The sequence below is a fragment of the Rhodospirillaceae bacterium genome, from assembly GCA_040219235.1.
Classification (GTDB): Bacteria; Pseudomonadota; Alphaproteobacteria; order Rhodospirillales; family Rhodospirillaceae; genus WLXB01.
The window spans coordinates 100,549-120,187 of sequence record JAVJSV010000005.1; the positions used below are offsets into that span (position 1 = coordinate 100,549).

General features: G+C 47.2%; 16 protein-coding genes. 5 read left to right on the top strand and 11 right to left on the bottom strand.

The window, feature by feature from the left end; genetic code table 11:
- Nucleotides 1-69: 69 nt before the first annotated feature.
- The 6 genes from RIC29_01925 to RIC29_01950 form a co-directional block, all read right to left on the bottom strand.
- Entirely contained in the window at nt 70-744 is a 675-nt protein-coding gene (locus tag RIC29_01925) for a hypothetical protein (protein ID MEQ8733655.1), read from the bottom strand.
- A gap of 80 nt (nt 745-824) precedes the next feature.
- Nucleotides 825-2,372, bottom strand: a complete 1,548-nt coding sequence (locus RIC29_01930; GenBank protein ID MEQ8733656.1) for a tetratricopeptide repeat protein — start codon at nt 2,370-2,372, stop codon at nt 825-827.
- A 59-nt stretch (nt 2,373-2,431) separates the two neighbouring features.
- Nucleotides 2,432-4,054 carry a tetratricopeptide repeat protein gene (locus tag RIC29_01935; GenBank protein MEQ8733657.1) on the bottom strand — a complete coding sequence of 541 codons (1,623 nt, stop codon included), beginning with the start codon at nt 4,052-4,054 and terminating at the stop codon, nt 2,432-2,434.
- Between the two features lie 76 nt (nt 4,055-4,130).
- Nucleotides 4,131-6,149 carry a tetratricopeptide repeat protein gene (locus RIC29_01940; protein ID MEQ8733658.1) on the bottom strand — a complete coding sequence of 673 codons (2,019 nt, stop codon included), beginning with the start codon at nt 6,147-6,149 and terminating at the stop codon, nt 4,131-4,133.
- 55 nt (nt 6,150-6,204) lie between these two features.
- The gene (locus RIC29_01945; protein MEQ8733659.1) at nt 6,205-7,938 is read right to left on the bottom strand and encodes an ATPase, T2SS/T4P/T4SS family; all 1,734 of its coding nucleotides are present in this window, start codon (nt 7,936-7,938) and stop codon (nt 6,205-6,207) included.
- Between the two features lie 12 nt (nt 7,939-7,950).
- Entirely contained in the window at nt 7,951-8,277 is a 327-nt protein-coding gene (locus RIC29_01950; GenBank protein ID MEQ8733660.1) for a hypothetical protein, read from the bottom strand.
- A 259-nt stretch (nt 8,278-8,536) separates the two neighbouring features.
- Between RIC29_01950 and RIC29_01955 the strand changes: the two genes are divergently transcribed.
- Complete coding sequence (locus RIC29_01955) at nt 8,537-9,547, top strand: SGNH/GDSL hydrolase family protein (protein ID MEQ8733661.1); 1,011 nt, start codon at nt 8,537-8,539, stop codon at nt 9,545-9,547.
- Nucleotides 9,544-10,548, top strand: a complete 1,005-nt coding sequence (locus tag RIC29_01960; GenBank protein MEQ8733662.1) for an SGNH/GDSL hydrolase family protein — start codon at nt 9,544-9,546, stop codon at nt 10,546-10,548. The genes RIC29_01955 and RIC29_01960 overlap by 4 nt, the downstream gene beginning before the upstream one ends.
- On the opposite strand, the gene RIC29_01965 is transcribed toward RIC29_01960, so the two are convergent.
- The 3 genes from RIC29_01965 to RIC29_01975 form a co-directional block, all read right to left on the bottom strand.
- Nucleotides 10,541-12,286 carry a tetratricopeptide repeat protein gene (locus RIC29_01965; protein MEQ8733663.1) on the bottom strand — a complete coding sequence of 582 codons (1,746 nt, stop codon included), beginning with the start codon at nt 12,284-12,286 and terminating at the stop codon, nt 10,541-10,543. The two genes, RIC29_01960 and RIC29_01965, sit on opposite strands and share 8 nt — an antisense overlap.
- Entirely contained in the window at nt 12,283-13,884 is a 1,602-nt protein-coding gene (locus RIC29_01970; protein ID MEQ8733664.1) for a hypothetical protein, read from the bottom strand. The genes RIC29_01965 and RIC29_01970 overlap by 4 nt, the downstream gene beginning before the upstream one ends.
- Before the next feature lie 205 nt (nt 13,885-14,089).
- A complete protein-coding gene (locus RIC29_01975; protein MEQ8733665.1) occupies nt 14,090-14,851 on the bottom strand; it encodes a sulfotransferase in 762 nt (253 codons plus the stop codon).
- Between the two features lie 124 nt (nt 14,852-14,975).
- On the opposite strand from RIC29_01975, the gene RIC29_01980 reads away from it, so the two are divergent.
- Genes RIC29_01980 through RIC29_01990 form a run of 3 tightly spaced genes read left to right on the top strand, consistent with a single transcriptional unit; the run spans nt 14,976 to nt 17,739 of the window.
- Entirely contained in the window at nt 14,976-15,905 is a 930-nt protein-coding gene (locus RIC29_01980; GenBank protein ID MEQ8733666.1) for a glycosyltransferase family 2 protein, read from the top strand.
- Nucleotides 15,906-15,948: 43 nt separating this feature from the next.
- A complete protein-coding gene (locus RIC29_01985) occupies nt 15,949-16,929 on the top strand; it encodes an STELLO glycosyltransferase family protein (GenBank protein MEQ8733667.1) in 981 nt (326 codons plus the stop codon).
- A gap of 24 nt (nt 16,930-16,953) precedes the next feature.
- Nucleotides 16,954-17,739 carry a hypothetical protein gene (locus tag RIC29_01990; protein MEQ8733668.1) on the top strand — a complete coding sequence of 262 codons (786 nt, stop codon included), beginning with the start codon at nt 16,954-16,956 and terminating at the stop codon, nt 17,737-17,739.
- Between the two features lie 106 nt (nt 17,740-17,845).
- Here RIC29_01990 and RIC29_01995 read toward each other — a convergent pair whose 3' ends face one another.
- Complete coding sequence (locus RIC29_01995) at nt 17,846-19,069, bottom strand: glycosyltransferase family A protein (protein MEQ8733669.1); 1,224 nt, start codon at nt 19,067-19,069, stop codon at nt 17,846-17,848.
- A 7-nt stretch (nt 19,070-19,076) separates the two neighbouring features.
- Entirely contained in the window at nt 19,077-19,583 is a 507-nt protein-coding gene (locus RIC29_02000) for an A24 family peptidase (protein MEQ8733670.1), read from the bottom strand.
- Nucleotides 19,584-19,639 lie beyond the last annotated feature (56 nt).

The window sequence follows — 19,639 nt, forward strand, 5'->3', positions numbered from 1 at the left end:
TTTAGTTCCAAACCATTGTGGTTGCCATGGTATTTGGCCTTGATACTGAACTGCCAAGGTTTAGCAACACTAGCCAGCGTAAGACATGCGTTCTTTTTCTGCGAACCATAAATCTGAGTATCCACATGTTTTATAGTCCTCAAAATAAGGTCCGCCCTCAGTAAAATGAAGCAGAGAAACATCTTCAATGGGTAATGCAGGGTCGTAGTCAACCAGATGGTTCCAACGAGGCGAGATTTCTCCGATCAGAGAATCGTCTTCTAACCACTTAAATTGATGAAGTTCTAATCCGCTCGCACTGTTCACGTACTCAGGTGTCAGTGCGGTGCATAATTTGTTGTTAAAAAGTATAACACTAGACCAATTCTTTTTTTCATATTTGCTTTGCGGTTTATCTAGGAATTTCAATTTTTCGGAGGGTTTATGGTCATGCTTCACGACTTGCACAGCAAAAGACTCATCTCTTTGCGCCCATAGATTTGCGATATCATCTAGCATCAACATGTCACAGTCACAAAACATCGACCAACCTGCATACTCGGAGAGGTAGGGCGTTAAAAATCTGGAGAACGAGAAGTCTGTGGATTGTAAGGGATGTGGTTCTCTATGAAATACGTCATGCAGTTGAGATAGCATTAAGGGGCTAATGTTTACCGGCACTGATGAACGACTATGAATACTGTGAGAAAGCACATGGAATGCTATTGCTTCTCGAGCATCGTAACCGATAAAAACACGAATCATATTGCTGTTTCCATGCCTCAAAAATAGCCATTAAAGCGACCCTATAACCCTAACCCTCAGGCAATGACAACCCTGTAAGATTATGAGGTATGATTAATCCATTCCAGCGCCTTCACTATCGCAGTATCCCAGGCGCCTGGAGTTTCCTGCCGGCAGATATACGTAGAACGGTACCATGGGTTATCTGTTCGATCCTGATGCCAGTACCAATAACAGCCGTAGCCTTTAGGTACCAGAAGGGCTGTGTCAGATCCCAACGCTCCTGCCATGTGTGCAGTTGTGTTGCTTATGGTAACGACCTTATCTACAGCCATGATCTGTGATGCAAGAGAGTCCATATCCGTTGCTGTATGAATGTCTTCATCTACATAAATCCCGCTTTCGGTAAGGCTGGATAGAACGTTTAAGTCATCGTTATGTGGCGCGAACTGAAGGCTGACAAAAAACAACGATGTGTCTTGAAGCAGTGGTGTCCAGGCGTGGAGCAGTGGTGTTTTTAATCTTCTGTTGGTACCGCCACTGGCCCAAGATAAACCAATCACCATGCGCCCGTTTGCAAGGTCTCGATACTTTTGTTGGAGTGAATTGATTAACGATTTCTCTGCAATAAGAAATGGCCTCTGAGAACTTTGAAGTTTGTTTTGTCTTTCTAATATTCGAGCACCGGACCAAGACGGGCAAACGAAGTCTGCCCCCCCTTTCATTAAAGAGGGGGGGTCTTTACGAGGTATGACGTTTGTTTCTGGAAATGAGCGCTGAATGAGGCTGGTTAATCTTTCGTCACATTCAACAATACATTGTGATGCGTCACCACCAGACAGAAAATCTCGCCAAACGCCCAACGACAGTATTTCGTCACCAATTCCTTGTTCGAGCCAGACCAGCATTTTCTTTTCTGATAGCGCTTCCCCTTTCCATCTTTTGATATTGAAGGGGCGAGACGAGACACTTTGGGGTGATGGATAAAGGCGCCACTCGTATTCCTCAAAGCCTTCAGTAAACCTCTCGGCGCGCAGCAGTACTAAAGCTTTGTGTTGATGTAGTTCGGCGCTTTGTGGATGTTTCTGTATGAGTCGGTCAAGAACTTCAATGCTTTTGTCAGTTTGCCCAAGGTCTGAGTGTATGGACGCTTGGCGAATGGCTGCCTCTATATTGTTCGGCTCTATTTTGAGGGCTTCTTCTAGCGAGCTCAGCGCTTCGTCCTGTTTCGCAAGTTCTCGTTGACATGCAGCAAGATTAAGCCAGGCGATTGTGAGGCGCGGGTTCATGTGGACTGCTGACCTAAAGCTTCGCTCGGCCTCAGCAAACCGTTCCGCACCTAATTCTGCACGGCCAAGGTTAGACCAAAGGGTACCAGACGAGGGATTGAGTGTTGTGGCTTCAAGGAGAAACGGAATAGCGTCAACAAAACTCTCTTTGCCAACCAAGAGATGCCCTAGATTTGTGAGGCTAAAGGCTGACTGCGGATTATATTTGAGCGCCCGTTGGAAGGCGAGAATAGCTGAGTCAATTTTACCGGCATGTTGAAAGCACGCGCCTAAACCTTCCCATGAGTCTGAAGATCTTGGGTTTTTCTCAGTCAGCCTTTTGAATTTTTGGAACGCTGAAGCAGCATCACCCTGTTGCATAAAAGACCAGGCATCGGTGAGTTCTGAAATTGTGAGTGAGTCTGCTGGTTCGGTCTGACTCATTCGCTGGCCTTTCTGGGCATCGCGGTCGGCTGCATCGACGCGTTAGCTAAATCATCGCTCAACGTGGTCGCGTCACATTTTGCAAACTCTGAGTGTGGTTCGTCTTGGTGAGTCTTGAATTTAGCCAGGTCGAGCGCCATTCTTTGAATTGGTATGTGCCATTGTTTGCGTATTTTCTGGCGGTATAAGGTCGTGTTTTTGTACCATGGACTGTCCACGCGATTGACAAACCAGGGCCAGTATAAGCCTTCTCCCAGCGTGTGAGGTAGTAAGACCCATGTTGGCATACCAATAGACCCTGCGGCATGGGCGGTTGTGTTTGACGTTGTAATAACCAGGTCAAGGCTAGCGATATGCGCTAGGTGGTCATCTAAATCGACTAAAGGATCACCAAGATTTTCTACGTGTAGGTCAACGCCTGTTTTGTTTTTTAAGTCTGAAATTTCTTCAGTTACGTCACCGTACTGCAAGTTGACAAACTTAATTCCAGGAATTTCAAACACGGGTCGCAAATCCATTAAAGAAACGGACTTGTGAGTGTTATTCATGGTGTTAATGCTTTTCCATGCAATGCCAACTCTCAGAACGCGCTTGTCTTTTGTCTCTTCTGTCAGGACGCGTTCAGCGTATTTGCGCGCAAGAGTCTTGTCGATCACAATATGGGGTATTGGGGCGGGAAAATCATCCCAAGCCCGCCTTAGCCAGCCACAGGCGTCCGCCATGGAGCTTTGTAGGTCTGCGGTAGAGGACTCTATGTTGCTGCTTTCTTCCGCAACTACGTTAGCCTTTGGAAATGACCGCTGAAGAATCTGTACCAGCCTGCGTGGCGTTACAATGATACACTGGGCTGCAGCCGAAATAATCTCAGGTAGCGTCGTGGAAAAGAGAAATGTCTCGCCGGGGCCTTGCTCATTCCAGATGAGAATTGATTTTTGCGACAGGTCTTCTCCCTGCCAAACCGGTATGGGGTAAACCGACGCTTTGTTCGGATTGTCCGGATGTTGATTTCGCCAACTATAGGCGTCCCATGCTTCATCAAAAGCCCCCAAAGCAAAGCAGGCATGTGCGAGGTGTATCCGTAAGGTTGGGTTTTCAGGGAACAGGTCAATTGCGGTTTTAGCTATGTTTTTACAGTTCAAATAGTCTTCGTTTCGCTTGTAAAACCGGCAGGCGTTATCGTACAGCGGCTCAAATTTTGGATTAAATTTTATACCTTGGCGCAGGGCTTCAAGGGCGGGCTCAATCTGCTCCATATCAGCGTAGGCGACGGCTAGGTTATTCCAAGCCTTTTCATAGTGAGGATCTAATTCTATGGCTCTCGTGAATGCTTTGGCAGCTTTTTCATGGCTCCCGTTTTTCTGATGCAGAAGTCCTAGGTTGCCATACGGTTTGGCAAAATCAGGTCTCAGCGCAATCGACTTCTGAATAAATGTGATGCCTTTTTTGTGGTTTCCCATTTGACCTTCAACCACACCCAGAAGATGAAGGCACTCTGCGTGTTTTGGGTTGCTGCGCAGGATCGCGCGATAACCACTTCTTGCCGCTGTTAAGTTACCAGTTTGATGGCACTGAACAGCTTGCTCAAACGTTGGAATATTAGCGGTCGATCTCTTAGCCAATTTATACGCACCAGTAGTATGTTTTCTTGTTTCAGAGGTTGAGACGCAAATCGTAACAGTTAAATTGAGTTGTTTGTTACGCTTTACATAAATTTGGAATTCGTTGATCCAGATATTTAGAAACGTTGTCGAGGACTTTGTCCCACCCTTCGTCATATTTGTGTCTAAAAATGTGCATGGAGTCATACCATGGGCTTTTGTCTCCTTCGATAAACCAGTACCAGAGACGACCCGGACCTGTTGGTGTCATATTCAAGACCGGAACACCTAGTGCGCCGGCAATATGCGCAGTCGTATTTGAGATGGTGACAACCATATCCATAGCTGCAACTTGAGCAGCAAACTGATCCAGGTCACCCATGGGGTTGATTTCTTTATCTTCAAGAACGCTTAAACCTCGTTTTGATCGAAGGGCTTCTATGTCACCGCCCCTGTCACCATATTGTAAGCTCATAAAGGCTGATTGAGGTTTGTCTAAAATGCTCACCCATTTGTCTAAGTCCGTAGACTTGAAGTGTGAATGAAACGTCCATCCGCTCCACCATGAAATGCCTATGAGCGGTCGTCCATTCGATAGATTTAAATACTTCTCTCTCAACTCTTTTGTAAGATGTGGGTCGGCCTTTAGATAGGGATGGCCAGAAATACCTGAGGGAGATGAGTTGAGCAGAAAAGTCGCATCTAAAGTAGAGCACTGGAAGTCATACGGCCCTGTTGCATGAACACGAGGTGCTGTCTCCTCGACAGCGCAAACGTTTACATTTGGAAAAGATCTCGCAAACATTGATTCAAGCCGTGCGTCGCATTCCAAAGTACACCCTCTGGCAAACTCTGAAATTGCAGCCGCACTGCGGGAATGAATAACCTGGTCGCCAATGCCTTGTTCACCCCAGAGCAAAACTTTTTTTCCAGTTATGTCTTCGCCGGTCCAGTTGGGCCAGGGCCAAACCCGTTCAGGTGTCGGAGACTCTTTTTCAAACCTCAGTCTGTGATCTTGCCAGGCTTCCCGCAGTTTCCCCTGGTTTAATATGGAGAAACTTCTGTTAAATCGCATGTCAGCGGATTGCGGATTTAACTCAACAGCTTTGTCAAAGTGCGAGATTGAGCCATCGATATCATCCATAAACAACAGGAGGTTTCCAAGATTGTTGTGCGCATCCGGATAGGTTGGGCTAATTTTTATCGCCTTCTCGTAGAGCGCGCGAGCCCCAACCAAGTCTCCTCTCTGCTGACGGATCCGGCCAAGATTTGATATCGCCCCGGGCATCTCCGGTGCGATGTCCAAAGCCAGTCTTACAAGTCTTTCAGCATCTTTCCATTGCCCGACTTTGAATAAGTGGCTCCCAAATTTATTAAGATTACCATGGCTGTTCGGCTTCAATTCGATCAATTTTTCAAATGCTTGTTGAGCGAGGTCGTTTTTTTCAAGCATGCTCGCTGACAGGGCGTAAGCTAGCAGAATGGCGGTGTTGTCTGGCCATGACTCCGTCGCTCTCGCAGCATGCTCAAAGGCTTCCTGGAACTGTTTGGAGTCGATGAGGTGTTTAAGCAAATTCTCGTATAGAGAGGGGGTCTTAAGACCCCCTGACAAGCCTGTAAGGAGCAAGTTTGCGGCTTCTTCAGCCCTATGTTGTTTGGCAACGCATGAGGATAATAACTGAAGTGCATCTTCATTCAGACCGTTATGTTTAACGACAGGAGCGAGGGTCGCTTCCCCTAAAGCATACTCATGACCGGCCAGACACGCGCGGCCAAGGTTCAGTTTTGTTTTTTCGTCATCCGGATTTAGCGCAAGAGCCTTACGAAATGCAGTAATAGCTTCTTCATGCTGGCCAGTTTTTGAAAGTGCAGCGCCGAGGGCGCTTAGGGCTGGGGTATGTTCTTCTGATATAGAAAGACATTTTTTTAAGGGTGCTATAGCCTCGTTAGGTTGGTCACGCTGTACTAATACGGCACCCAATAAATAGTGCGGTTCTGCTTCTTCCGGAATCACTTCTGTCAGAAATTTATATCCATGCTCTGCCGTTTCAAGGTCGCCCGCTTTATGGGCTTGAACAGCATCATCAAAAAATTCTTTAGCGGTCTTGCTTGTCATTAAATGAAACTTGAATTCAGTAGTAGCGAAGTGCGTAAAAACAATGATCCGGTGCTCACTTACTCTCGTCCATACCCGCTTGACCGGCTACCCGAATAACCTCTTCGACAGATGTTTTTCCTAACGCAGCTTTAATGAGGCCGTCTTCGAGTAGGGTCCGGAAGTCGTGAGATTCTGCTGCATTATGTAGCTCATGAACAGGACGATTTTGCATAATGAGATCGGCAATGTCATCAGTTACTGCCGCCATTTCATACAGCCCCATCCTGCCGCGGTACCCTGTGTGCTGGCAGGCGTCACATCCTTTGGCTGAGACCCATTCTGGCGAGGCCGTCACGAGATTAGTAAATCGGTTCTGGATGGATTCATACTTTGCCAAAATGGGGCGTGGTGGCGTCGCTGCCGTTTTGCAGGCGGGGCAGACACGCCGTGCAAGACGCTGCGCCATCACAGCGCGCACTGAGGACGCAACAAGAAACGGTTCTACTCCCATATCGATCAGGCGTGTGAAGGCGCTGAGAGAGTCATTTGTGTGTAGGGTCGAAAACACCATATGGCCGGTAAGCGAGGCTTGTACGGCGATTTCAGCTGTTTCCAGGTCACGAATTTCCCCAATCATAATCGTGTCTGGATCTTGACGCAGGATCGACCTGAGCGCCCGGGCGAAAGTGTAATTGATTTCCGCTTTGGTTTGTACCTGGGTGACGCCATGTATGTTATATTCTACAGGGTCTTCAACGGTGATGATTTTCTTCTTGCCATCAATAATATGTTCAAGTGTTGCTTTGAGGGTTGTTGATTTTCCAGACCCGGTTGGCCCAGTGACAAGCACGATGCCATAGGGCTCTTTTACCAGCCTTGAAAACACCTCAAAGTGATCGTCTGCCATGCCAATTTTGCTAAGCGAGAAATCTTTCTGCTCTTTTAACAGAATACGCATCACAAGGCTTTCGCCCCATACGCCAGGCAAAGATGAAACACGTACATCAAGATCTTTACCGCTGATGCGCATGCCAATCCGGCCATCCTGCGGCAACCGACGTTCTGCGATATCAATTCCAGAAATTAGTTTAATCCGGGAGGCGACGGCATCAAATCGATTGCGTGGCATTGTTAACCGCGTTTGCAGGACGCCATCGATACGGTAGCGAATGTCAAATTCTTGTTCGCGTGGCTCGACATGAATATCAGAGGCACCTTCATTAACCGCTTGTGCGAGTGTATTCGATACCAGTTCAACAACTGGAGCCTCTTCAGCTAACTCGCGTAATAATGCGACGTCGTCTCCGACATCAATCGTATCGCCTACAAGTGATTGACGGACTAAGTCTAAGATGAAGTCCAAATCGCGACTGCTTGTAAGCCACCAGTTTACAGATTCGCCCTCAAACGTGTCGCAAACCATTTCCTGCAGGCTTGGCTCCAGCGGGTCGCGGCTTATGCAGTTCGGCCGCGAGTCAGAATCGTTGCGCCATAACAGAGAGCCAGAATCAACCCACCAAATTGGTTCAGCGGTTGTTTTTTCTAAACACGAAACATATACAGTCGGGTCTTGCGGAAGATCTTTGCGATCAATAATAGCAAAGCCGAGTTGTTCTGAGAGTGCCACCAGAACGTGCTGTTCTGACACAGCACCTATTCGGATCAAGATTGCCCCAAGTCTGCCGCCAAATTGTTCCTGAAAAGCGAGCGCTTTGGTGAGGTCAGTCTCCGATATATGTCCTGCTGTTTTCAGCATTTCTCCGATTGGAGCAGCGGGCAGCATAAAGTCTGTTAAGGCTTCACTCATTTTGTAAGCGGCCTAGTGATCCACATACACAGCATCGTTGGTCCAACTATGGCAAATCATGAGAGGCTGTTGTCCGGCCCATCCTATGATGTTTTTGGGTTTAGATACTGCTTTCTGTTCATCGAAAGAAACTGTTGGGCGATCCTCTGTCGGGGAGGGCTCGGGAAGCAACCCCTTTTGTTGGCGCAGGTGGAGTTCCGCCCGGGCTATCGTCTCTAGATCCTGTAATGCGGCATAAGGGTCAGGTCCCTTTCCTGAGGCAATGTCAGGAAAATCCACGAGCGTTGCGATAAAGCCGCCAACGTCGGTTTTGTTAACTCGGACAGGATATTCAAGCATATGAAAGTCTTATCGATCGTTTCTAAGGCGTGGGAGGCTGACTATAGTGAATTCACCTAAAAATCATCATCTTAATCTAAAGGGCTTCGGCCAGCCTGCCAATGTGCTGCCACAAACTAACTGGTCCCATGACAAATAAGTAAGACCAGAAAACAGGACATTTTTTGACCACTATGGCTCTCGTGATGCATAAATCCATGACTTTGTTTAGTAATGCATCCAAGCAGCGTCATTTTTCCTATCTTGAAAGTGTTGTATCTTGCGGAACACGCTATTGATCATTCTGTCTCTCGCCATTTCCTTACTGATGGTGGAAATAGGGTCGCGCGTCGCCGGTTTTGAACCGCGCAGACTTGCCGTTAATGACTTTTTCGTTGATGGCCAAGAGACCACATGGTCCACGCCAGACTCAGAACTTGGGTGGGTCAACAAGCCCGGCATCTCAGTCTCAATGGAGTACGGAAATGCACGCATGACTTTCTGGGATAAGGCGCGACGCGCATCCAGAGAGACTGCAACTGTTCCGCCGCACAAAGCCTCGGTTATGATTGTTGGAGGGAGCAATGCGCAGGCATATGGCGTGATTGATCAAGAGTCCTTCGCATACAAACTAGCCACGCGGTTTCCAAATTTGTGGGTCGAGAATTTTGGGAATGGTGGCTATAGTACAGTGCAAGCTTTGCTGCTTAGCGAGCGCGTGTTGTCTGATATCTACGCTGCAAACAAGCCAGATTTGATTGTGCTGACGTTTGCTGATTCTCATGTGAACCGTAATGTATCTGATCAGTCCTGGGTATATAGTATTTCAGACTCTCAGGGCAGGTATGTCGCACCACCGCACTTTCGTTTAGTCGATGATGCTTTGGTTTTCACACCCTTTAAAACAATAGAGCCCTGGGCACTTGAGACCTCCTCAGCCGTGCTGACTCTGCTTCACAACATTTGGCTGCAATCTGTGGTCTACAATACGGCGGATCAAAGTATAGAAGTGACGCGCATGGTTTTTGAGAAATTTAAAGCATTGGCCAATGTCAGCAGTGCTGAGCTCCTGGTTGCGGTACTAGAGGATCGCGCGCAGATGAGTGATTCTGTTTTCGATGGATTGTCCCTCAATGTTATCGATTGTTCTGGATACGAGCGGGAGGATCCGGACGATTATCTATTGGGGGGAAATGGTCACCCTAACGCACGCTATCACACACACTTTGCGGATTGTATTGGTGGCTGGATAGAAAAACAATCGGCCTTCAAAGCATCGGCGCACTGGTGAGTAAACTTAAGTCTATTTCACAATCTATTGCACTTGTCGTGGTATCGTTGACGGTGATGGCCTTGCTGTTTGAGGGGGCGTGCCGGCTCATTGTTGATACGGGCATGCATTATCACCTTGAAATGTGGAAGTACGCTGTTCAATTGAAGGAAGTTGCGGAGGACCCAGCGATTGGCCACCGTCACAAAGCTGGTAGGCAAGCGAAACTGATGGGTGTTGAGGTAGCGATCAATGAAGATGGTCATCGAGATAGTCCAGTGTCTCAGATGAACAATACTGCGGCCAAAATTTTAATGTTAGGCGACTCAATCACCTTTGGATGGGGCGTTCCACAGGACGAAACGGTTTCAGCGCGACTTGAGCCTATGCTGACCCAGCGCATTGGCAAGCCAGTTAATGTGTTGAACACTGGCGTCGGGAATTACAACACGGCGATGGAAGTCGCTTGGTTTGAACGGTACGGGCTTGCGCTTAAGCCTGACGTTGTTGTTCTGAATGTGTTTATAAATGATGCTGAGCCAACGCCGCACGTTAACAACGTGCCATGGTGGGATAGGTTTCTGTACAGTCGCGTTATCTTGTTTGGTGCCTTAGATACAGCACGACGAACGCTTTTCGGCGGGCAAGATTGGGAAACCTATTATGCCGAACTTTACAACGAAGATGCTGCGGGGTGGAGAACGATGCAGGCTTCAGTCCGTCGACTCGCCGCGTTATGCCAGGAGGCTGGCCTATCCCTCATTATTGTTGATTACCCGGAACTCAGACAACTCTCGCCTTATCCATTCGCTGAAATCTCCAAACGGTTTTCTGCTTTGGCAGATTTGCATAATGTAGAATACGTGGCTTTGTTACCGTCAGTGCAGGGTGAAAACCCAGCCTCCCTTTGGGTTACAGCGCCAGATCCCCATCCCAATAGTTATGCGAATAAACTGTTTGCTGATTACCTCGCAGACTCCATTGCTAAGCACTTGCGGAGCCTGCCCGGACATTCTAACTGATATCTACGACACGCGGTCGATCATGCGAAGGCGAGGCACAGGCATCGTCCCACATGTGCTTGAAAGCGCGTTCTAGCTTTTGGGTAAAGGCGATGTGTTGGCAAAGGGCGGACACAGATAAACGCTGCCTTAAGGTGCTGCGCAGTTCTCGTAACGACTCTGAGTCTGAGGCTTTAGCAATCGCAGTTGCAATGTAACTGCTGTCATCGTTCGCAACCCAGTCCGCGAGCCCGGTTGCGGTCAGGTGAGTGGTGCTGTGTCTTCCGGAGAAAGATCGTCCTGTTTTCGTGACCACAGGCACACCCATCCACAAGGCTTCGAGAGTGGTTAGCCCCCCTGAGTAGGGAAAAGGGTCTAGGGCGATATCAATCTCACCATAGGTTCGGAGCAGCCCTATATGGTCTGATGCCGGTCTCAGGCTTATTCGGCTGAGATCAATATTAGCGCTTTCAAAGCTGGCGTTGATTTGCGCGCAGAGTTCGGGTTGGTCCAGATCAGCCGTTTTCAGAATAAGCTGGCTCTTTGGAAGGGCTCGCAGCACGTGAGTCCAAGCCTGCAGCACACCCGCATTCAGTTTTACAAGATTATTAAAACACCCAAATGTAATGTATCCATTCTTGTCAAAGGGCAGAGGGGCAACATCGGGTGTTACGCTGGGCGGCGTATAACAAATGTAGTCATCTGAAAGCCGGATAATCCGTTCAGTGGTGTAGTTTTCGTATCCCTTTGGTGCGTGGATTTTATCTGCAATGAGCCAGTCCATCGTTGCCAAACCCGTTGTGCCGACATAGCCGGCCCAGGTGACTTGAACAGGGGCCGCCTTTTGAGCAAATACGGTCAATCTGTTGCGTGCAAAGTGGCCCGACAGATCAACCAATATGTCGATTTCATTTTGCCTGATGACACGACAAAGCTCATCATCGGAGAGCCTTCCGCTTTCGATCCAGTGATCAGCATTTTCTTTCAGAGCTGAAGTTATGTCATCCTGCGTACGTGTGTCTGAAAAGCAAAACGCATCGACGAGGTCGCGATTGTGACATTCGAGAACACCGCTTAAAAAAAAGCCTATTGGGTGCTGACGAAAATCCCCTGATACATAGCCAATGCGCAAGGGACGCTGAATGTCTGTGGGTATTTCAGGCCGCCCGACCGCCACTTGAGATTGATTGAAAAAGCATTTCTTGTGCTTCTCATAGAGCAGTTCATCAGAGACATCAGGTTGATATTGGTGTGCCACCGCAAGATTAGAGCGTAGATGCGGATTCTCTGGTTCAAAATCTATCGCAAGTTCATAAGTGTGTATTGCATCTGACAGTCTGTTTTGTTTTCGATAGGCAAGGGCGAGGCTCGCTAAAACGGGTGCGCTCGTGGGGGCTAATTTATGGGCAATTTCTAGTGTAGAAATGCTATCTGTGCCGCGTCGTTCTAGGGCGAGAATGTTCCCTAAGTTATACCACGCGCGTGCGTCAGACGGCGCGACTTTGGTGGCGCTTAAATAAGACCCAATGGCATCTTCCGATTTTCCAAGTCTGGCTTCTAGATTTCCTTTATTCAGCCACGCTTCAACTGAGTCGTGTAAAAGTGAAACAGCCGTTTCAGCAAGCTCAAGGGCATCGTGAAGCTTACCGCTTTGGCCGAGCAAGACAGATAAATCTTGCAGGGCGGCGCCATCGTTTGGGTTCGCCTTGAGGCGGTGCCTTAACTGAACAATAAGGTGTTCTATCGGGCCGCTTGTCATGCCTTGGCAAAGCGCTGCACAAATGCGTTTATATGCGCACGCTCCTCTGCCTCACCTGCCGACGATCTCGCATGCGGTTCAATATGCACGGGCGCGTGATCAAGAATGATATCACAGACCCGATCTAGAGATTGATCTTTGCCGGGCTGCAAAGCTTCAAGAGAGTTATAGGCCGCTTCGCCCGTGGCCCAAGTGGGTTGTCGAACAAGAGGAAAGTGAATCGACTGCCGGAAGAACCAGCAGTAAGCAAAGCGCCACGCTGCGACCGTTGCCTCCATGGTTGCCTCGAATGCTTTCCCAGAAGCTGCATCCCAAAGGAACTGTGACAGACTATCGCTATAGCTAACATCAGGTGTTTGCTGAGTCATAAAACGCGCATCGCGAAACCAGTAATTTCCAGCTCTAAATACAGGGCGACCTGTTGCCGCAATCTCAATGCCCAGGCTCGAATGCCATATCAGGCCACAGTGCGCGGTTTTAATCAGATCATAGCTGCTGATCTCGTCTTCGGGTTTTACAATAACAACATTGTTCGGGCAGTTTTCTTGAAGGGACTCAATAAAGTCCAACTCGGATACATTATCACCGACGGAGCGTTTGCCGCCTGAATTCGGATGTGTGCGCACAATTAAAGTCCAGTCAGGTTTGTGACTGAATTCAGCAATCGTTTCTTGCACCCAGTCCCGCTGGTGATCAAAAGAGCCAACCGCTTCTGGTTGACCAGAGGGCTCATCTGTTGAAGAGGTGAAAAGGACTGCGCGTTTAACGTTGTCCTGTATGCCCAGTTGACGCTTAATGCCTTCGGTTTCCTGAACCGGCGCAGCAAACAGGGACATTTCATAGTCTGAGCCAGCAAAGTGTTTATCCAGCAAATTTTCTAATGCAGAGCGTTCGTCCAAAGTTAGCGGCGTGTATTGCCAGGCCGCGCTGAGCGCGTAAAACGGTTTAGGGTCTAGGCAATGAGTATTTTCGACCAATCTTAAATGCCCTGGCGTAAAGCCACGCTCTTCGGTGATGGTTCTAACGCCGTGTTGCTTTGCCAGTTCTAAAGCAATGCGCGTGGGGGCCATACGACCATTAAACAGCAACTGAGCATCAGGTTTTTCATGAGTAAGCAGAGCATCAAAGGCCGAGGCGATGACAATGCCGCCAGCAACATATCTCCGATACGTTGTTTCAGTGTCGGCGTCTTCTAAATCCAAAGTTTCGCGACGATAATGAGAATGCACACTCGATTTGACCCAAGCGCCAATCGGCCAATCATTGTATTCAGCTGTCACAGGATCGCTTATGGCGTTAGAAAAAGCATACGCTTTTGCAATGACACCCGGCTCGAGCCAACGGCCCAACCATAAGTAAGCAAGGTTATTTTTTGCAGTCAGGTAAGATGATTCAGCTTGGCACCGGTTGCAGCTCTTGCCCGTACGTTTGGCCTTGTCACCTTTTGCGGGCTGATAAAGATCGCATTCAGGCATGAGCCCATCACATAGCACCATCGTGATCTGGGTGTCGCGCATGTGTAAGCCGTGCAGAATTGCGGCTTGCCGCGCGCCATGCAACGTCCATCTTACGTAAGGGTTAAAACAGAGAACGTGCATTAAACTTTTACTTCTGGAGAATAGAAAATTAAGAAGTTAACGTTAACTTATTGCCCCGTTATAGAGCCTAAGATACGAATACTTAGAAGGCTACTGCCTGGCTGTAATAATCTGATAAATGTTCCTTAAATAGTTCACTTGAAACGATTAACGCTTACAAGCTTTTTTGAAATTTGTAGTGCTTTAATGCACCCTTAGCGCAATGTTAAGCTAAGGCCATTAGCTCATCATAGATTTCTTGGGCTAATTTTGGGATGGAGTGCTCTTGTACAGATCGTGTTAGTCGACGTGTCGGAAACTCACGGTCAACCGTGTCGCCAGTAAACGCTCCAATTTTATTTTGGATTAATTCATCAAAGACTTGCTCATATTCTATGAAAAGCCAATCCCCACTGTGACGCTGCTCATCTAATACTCTTAAATATAACAAACACCACAACTCAAATGCTTGATTCACACTAATTGCAAAGTCATGCAAATACTCGGCTTGTCTACACTCCTTTAAAATGCTGGATACAACGACTGAAGGGTTCCTAAAAACGCAAATGACTTTTGCTTCTGGGCAATACCTTAGCCATTCGTGAAGGGTGTAGCAAAATCTAGGGTCTTTAAAACAAATGGGCTGCTTATCGACTAAAGCTCTAATCTGTTGTTGTTCCGCAGCATCTGCTTCAATTGGAATATCTGGTGGTATCCGGGCTAGCCAGCGTTGCCAGGGGCCAGGAGAATCACAAGCAAAGGGTACACCGCGAATATTCTGTGGTGTCGGTGTATATCGAGACAATATGCGCTCATTTAACCCGTTTACTTCTTCAGTTTCGAAGATCCCGAGTGGATTATTGTCTCTCACTTCATGAAAGCTATCACCAAAATACCTTCCGCTGTTTCTGAACAGTCCCGCGACCATGCTAGTGCCACTGCGACCGCAACCTGTAATAAAGATATTGTAAGGAGAGGCGATTGTCATTGATAACCATCCAGTTCTTTAGTTCAACCTATTAACCCAATACTTACCTATGTCCACAATTTGCACAAATGGAGAGAATAATGCTGCATAGTTGGCGTAATTTGCCACTAATGTCGGAAATATTATGAATCCCAGAATTACTGTCATAATATGCACAAGGAACAGGCTAAATCATCTCTCTCTGACGTTAGCAACGTTAGCAAAACAGAAATCCAGCGCTGATTGGGACCTACTAATTGTAGATAACGGCAGCACTGATGGTACAGCTAGTTTCGTTTCACAAGTGTCCAGATCATTTAATGTGCCAGTCAAGCTCATTAGAGAAGAAAAGCCAGGACTTTCATTTGCGCGCAACACAGGTGTAAAATTTGCAAGGGGAGACGTAATTGTCTTTAGCGATGATGACGTTAATTTTGCCGAATATTGGATGGAGGCAATAAATGACGCTTTTTCTGATGCTTCCGTGTCCGGTATGGCAGGTCGTATCATCCCGTTGTTGCCACCTAGCACTCCAGATTGGCTTGAAAAATATCTTTGCTACGAGATAGGCGGGCCCACTGCTCGTTACGACTTCGGCGAACTTGGCGGAAATATAAAAGTCGTAGCCGAGAACGTACCGCCATTTGGCGCTAATTGTGCAGTTCGCAAAGATCTAATCATTGAGTATGGAATGTTTAGAACAGACCTTGGGTGGGGTCCAAGCATGGTACCGAGTGAAGAAACCAATTTATTCGGTCGCATGATGGCGGATCATTTGTTTGTGTACCAACCCAGTGCAACAGTTTTTCATCGCATTGATGAGAGTAGGACAAGCTGGAAATATTATGTTTGGTGGCAAAGAGCATACGGCAGAGGTCTATGCATCACGAACAGGCCCAAGAATGTCCTATACAGAATTCGCGATTTAAGTGCCCTTACATTTTCATGGATACAAGGCAAGGTTAGAGGACTCTTCTTCAATCGAGATGTGGACGATATAAATCGGATAAACGAGAAAAGACGATTAGCAAGGATCGAGGGAGTTATTTCAGAACTGATTAAATTTTGGAAATGACGGGTTGCTCCGGTCGCAATATCAACCAAGTGAAGGTATCGTTTTGAGCCAAGTTTTTTTAGTTGTCACCTCGATTAACAAACCGTCGCTGTCAATGAAATCTCTTGCAGCTGGCGCCAGAAAAAACAAATGGAACTTTATAGTTGTGGGGGATCGAAAGACCCCAGATGATTACAACCTTCCAGGAGTATCTTTTTATTCTTTCGTGGACCAGTTAGACGAGCTAGGTATTGCGAAAGAGATACCACCTGACTCATACGCCCGAAAAAATCTTGGCTATCTAAAGGCAATCGAAAGTGGTGCAAATGTTATAGTGGAAACTGATGATGACAATGCTCCTATAGGTCACTTTTTTGAAAACAGAGCTGTCAATACAGTCTCGCAGACCATTAATAACAATGAATGGACCAACATCTATCGATTTTTCGGTGTGGAGAATGTCTGGCCAAGAGGTTTCCCTCTTGAACTACTCCAAACGCATGAAACATTTGCCCTAGAAAACAACGATAGCTGCTCCCCAATTCGACAAAATTTGATCAATGGAGACACAGATGTCGATGCAATATATCGCCTGATCATAAACAAAAACGTTACTTTTGATTATAAGGATAATATAGCTCTTTCGCCTAAGTCCTGGTGTCCGTTCAATAGTCAAAACACGACTTGGTGGAAAGTCGCATTTCCGCTTATGTATTTACCGAGTAACTGCTCAACACGAATGACAGATATTTGGCGGGGTTTCATCGCCCAAAAAATTTGCTGGGCGAAAGGTTGGTCAATATCTTTTGGTCATCCGACAATGTTTCAAGATAGGAATGCTCATAATTTAATTTCTGATTTTGAAATGGAAATCGATGGATATTTAGGAAATGCGAAATTTATAAGTGTGCTTGATTCTTTGCAAATTGACAAACATCAGGAACTTATCGATAGCATTCGATTATGCTATCGAGCTCTAGTAAATGAGGGGTTTTTTCCAACCAATGAGCTAAAAATTTTGGACTTTTGGTTGGCGTATTTTTAGGTTCGTTAATTAGTAGGCGCCATAATGACCAATCCTAAGCAGTTTGTTACCCTATATTTTTGCTTTGAGGACTTAGACACAGTAGCTGAGATTTTGCCTACAGTTCTGACTGAATGCCGTGCGACCAATTCCGGTTTAATTGTAGTTGATTCCAGTCAAGCCAATCGAGTGAAAATGTTTCAACTGATTGTAAGTATGATGGAACACCCGGATGAGTTTCCCATCATTCAATGTTCTTCGTTCTCGATGGGATTTGCAAGAAATATAGCCCTTAGTGCTGCCGTAGAACTCTACGCGCCTGAGTATATATGTATGCTTGAAGATGACCACGGGTTTACGGAAGGTCTCGTTCAAATTGCCATCGGTGCAATGAAAAAATACTATGGCAAGAGCGGTCCCATAGGGCTTAGGTTTGGCTTGTTCACGGCCTGTCCTTTTTGTTGGGGGCAGCCTTACATGCAGAATCTTGTTAGAACCGATGACGGTCATTTATGTGTGGCAAACCTGTCGTTACCATTGCTGCAAATTGGAGGTGCGAATAGTTGCTTCAGATGCGCCCCGACTGTGCATTGGGTTTCTGTGTTAAAAGGTTACGACACTGACGAGTATCCAATTTCAACATTTCAGACTGCGGGCCTTAATTATCGAAATTACCAGAAAGGGTTTACTAGTCTTGTACTTGGTGGCGGAGATTTAGTAATTAGAAAGCATAGAGAAGGCCGTGGTTACACCATTGACGAATCTAAGAGGCCCTTTGACGAAGCTTATTCGATGCGCGACCCAAGAAGTGACTATAATAAATCAAGTTAACTTTTTTCAAATATTTTTTTATGCTTATACTGTTTTAAGCCTAGTTAACAAAATTCGCAAAACAGAATAATATTTCTAACCTGACAAGTGGAGTTATAGAAGCAACTCATGATTTTGCGGACGTGCGAATCGCTCGAATTACGGCTGAACTTAGAGTGTCACTCGTGTCAGTAATTGTGTTTACAATCATGACATGTCCCGCTCCATATCGGTTTCCCCAGTGGTATTTTTTGAAGAGCGTTTTATTTTCCACTAGTATTAGTGAAGCCCGGCTATCAATTGGCCGTGTCACTTCTAAGGATGCCAAAGAATTCGGCCTTCGGATATAATAAAAAAATAGCTCTGTACGTTTTTCCATTATGTCATCCAGGCGGGCCCAGTTTGAAATCATCAATTCAAAAACAAGCACAAAAACATTTCTTCTTGTCTTGGTGATTTCCGCTTCATCTATAAGTTCTTCCGCAGACGAGAAATAAAACTCCGCGTCAGACCCCAACTCCTGCTCAAGTTCGTCAACAACCCTTTTATCGTCATCGTCCATTTCAGCTTCATCACCAAGAATGATGATTGTAATCGGGCTAGCCTGGAGCTGGTTCAGCGTTTCTGCGACATGGTGGCGCGACATGATATCTTTACATCCCAGGGCGGTCATGCGGCGCATGAAATCTTCAGATACCTTCATGCCCGCCATAGCATTTGCATCCTCGGGGACTTCAAGTCCGGCCGCCCGGTAATGAACACCATACCGGCTGGTAAAATGCATTGTGGGTTTGGGTGAGTGCGCATGTTTGAGGCCAATACGCAACGCCGCTTGATAAAACACGCGGTCACAGTTTGGCCCGAGTTCATCTGGCATCAAGGCCCAGATTGGCAGCACCGGGAAACCACTTTGGAACACGATAAATGCACTCGTGTCTGCGTGCCGCTCACCGTCGCCAGATTCGCCGTTTGGTAATAAAACAGTCCCGTCGATCGCATGAATAACCCGACCGCTTGACACAACATCAGCACCGGATTCCTCATGAAGGGCCATTAAATTCTCGATGTGATCCGGATCAAACCAATTGTCGGCATCGAGATAGGCAATAGCCTCAAAGTTATCGCCAATGGCATCCATGCTGCCAATCGCGCGCGGGGTATTGCCATTGTTATTGTGTTCTATCGGCAGGGGAATATGTCGAACATCCCAGGAGTCAATTTCTGAACGGGCATGACCATCGGCTACCATGTAATGGGTGCATATGTATGTTTGTTTGGCAACGCTGTCATGGGCGCGTTTCAGCATCTCCAGCGGTTCAGTGTGGTAGGGGGTAATAACGGCAACTCTCATGACATGCTCATAATGGGGCCGGCCCGGTAATGCCGGAGACTCCAGCAAGAGCCGCGACGTAAGACGCCAGTATGCCGATGGCGAGACCTGGCCCCAGCGGTATTTCGCCTTGCCATGTGGGCTTACGTAGAATTAACGCCGCAAGGCCGACGGTGATTAAGGTGAGCAGTCCCGAGAGTGCCATAATGTAAGGCAACGCCCACGGGCCGAGCCAAAGCCCCCCCACGAATACCAATTTCACATCGCCGAAGCCCATAGCTTCCCGGCCCTTAACGCGGGTCATGACCCAGCGTAGGGCCCAAAAGACACCGCCATTCAAGGCGGCGCCCAGCACAGCACTGGTCCACGTTATGCCGATCGGCGACCCAAGAGCGAGTACCGCAAGTGCAGCCAGTGTCAGCGCGATTTGCAATGTATCGGGCAGATATCCTGTCTTGAAGTCGATCCACGCCAAAGCTCCAAGACCGGCCGTGAGCATCGCCAAGCTCATATAAAGTGTAAGTGTTTCGTCCATTCTCGGACTTTCGGCGAAATCCTGTTTTGTTGCAACGAATGCTTTATAAAACAGGC

Bases quoted from the DNA above. Each gene is read 5' to 3' on its own strand.
- RIC29_01930 (MEQ8733656.1), bottom strand. From the start codon at position 2,372: ATGCAACAGGGTGATGCTGCTTCAGCGTTCCAAAAATTCAAAAGGCTG.
- RIC29_01945 (MEQ8733659.1), bottom strand. From the start codon at position 7,938: ATGAGTGAAGCCTTAACAGACTTTATGCTGCCCGCTGCTCCAATCGGA.
- RIC29_02000 (MEQ8733670.1), bottom strand. From the start codon at position 19,583: ATGGACGAAACACTTACACTTTATATGAGCTTGGCGATGCTCACGGCC.
- RIC29_01925 (MEQ8733655.1), bottom strand. From the start codon at position 744: ATGATTCGTGTTTTTATCGGTTACGATGCTCGAGAAGCAATAGCATTC.
- RIC29_01980 (MEQ8733666.1), top strand. From the start codon at position 14,976: ATGAATCCCAGAATTACTGTCATAATATGCACAAGGAACAGGCTAAAT.
- RIC29_01975 (MEQ8733665.1), bottom strand. From the start codon at position 14,851: ATGACAATCGCCTCTCCTTACAATATCTTTATTACAGGTTGCGGTCGC.
- RIC29_01970 (MEQ8733664.1), bottom strand. From the start codon at position 13,884: ATGCACGTTCTCTGTTTTAACCCTTACGTAAGATGGACGTTGCATGGC.
- RIC29_01950 (MEQ8733660.1), bottom strand. From the start codon at position 8,277: ATGCTTGAATATCCTGTCCGAGTTAACAAAACCGACGTTGGCGGCTTT.
- RIC29_01965 (MEQ8733663.1), bottom strand. From the start codon at position 12,286: ATGACAAGCGGCCCGATAGAACACCTTATTGTTCAGTTAAGGCACCGC.
- RIC29_01940 (MEQ8733658.1), bottom strand. From the start codon at position 6,149: ATGACAAGCAAGACCGCTAAAGAATTTTTTGATGATGCTGTTCAAGCC.
- RIC29_01995 (MEQ8733669.1), bottom strand. From the start codon at position 19,069: ATGAGAGTTGCCGTTATTACCCCCTACCACACTGAACCGCTGGAGATG.
- RIC29_01990 (MEQ8733668.1), top strand. From the start codon at position 16,954: ATGACCAATCCTAAGCAGTTTGTTACCCTATATTTTTGCTTTGAGGAC.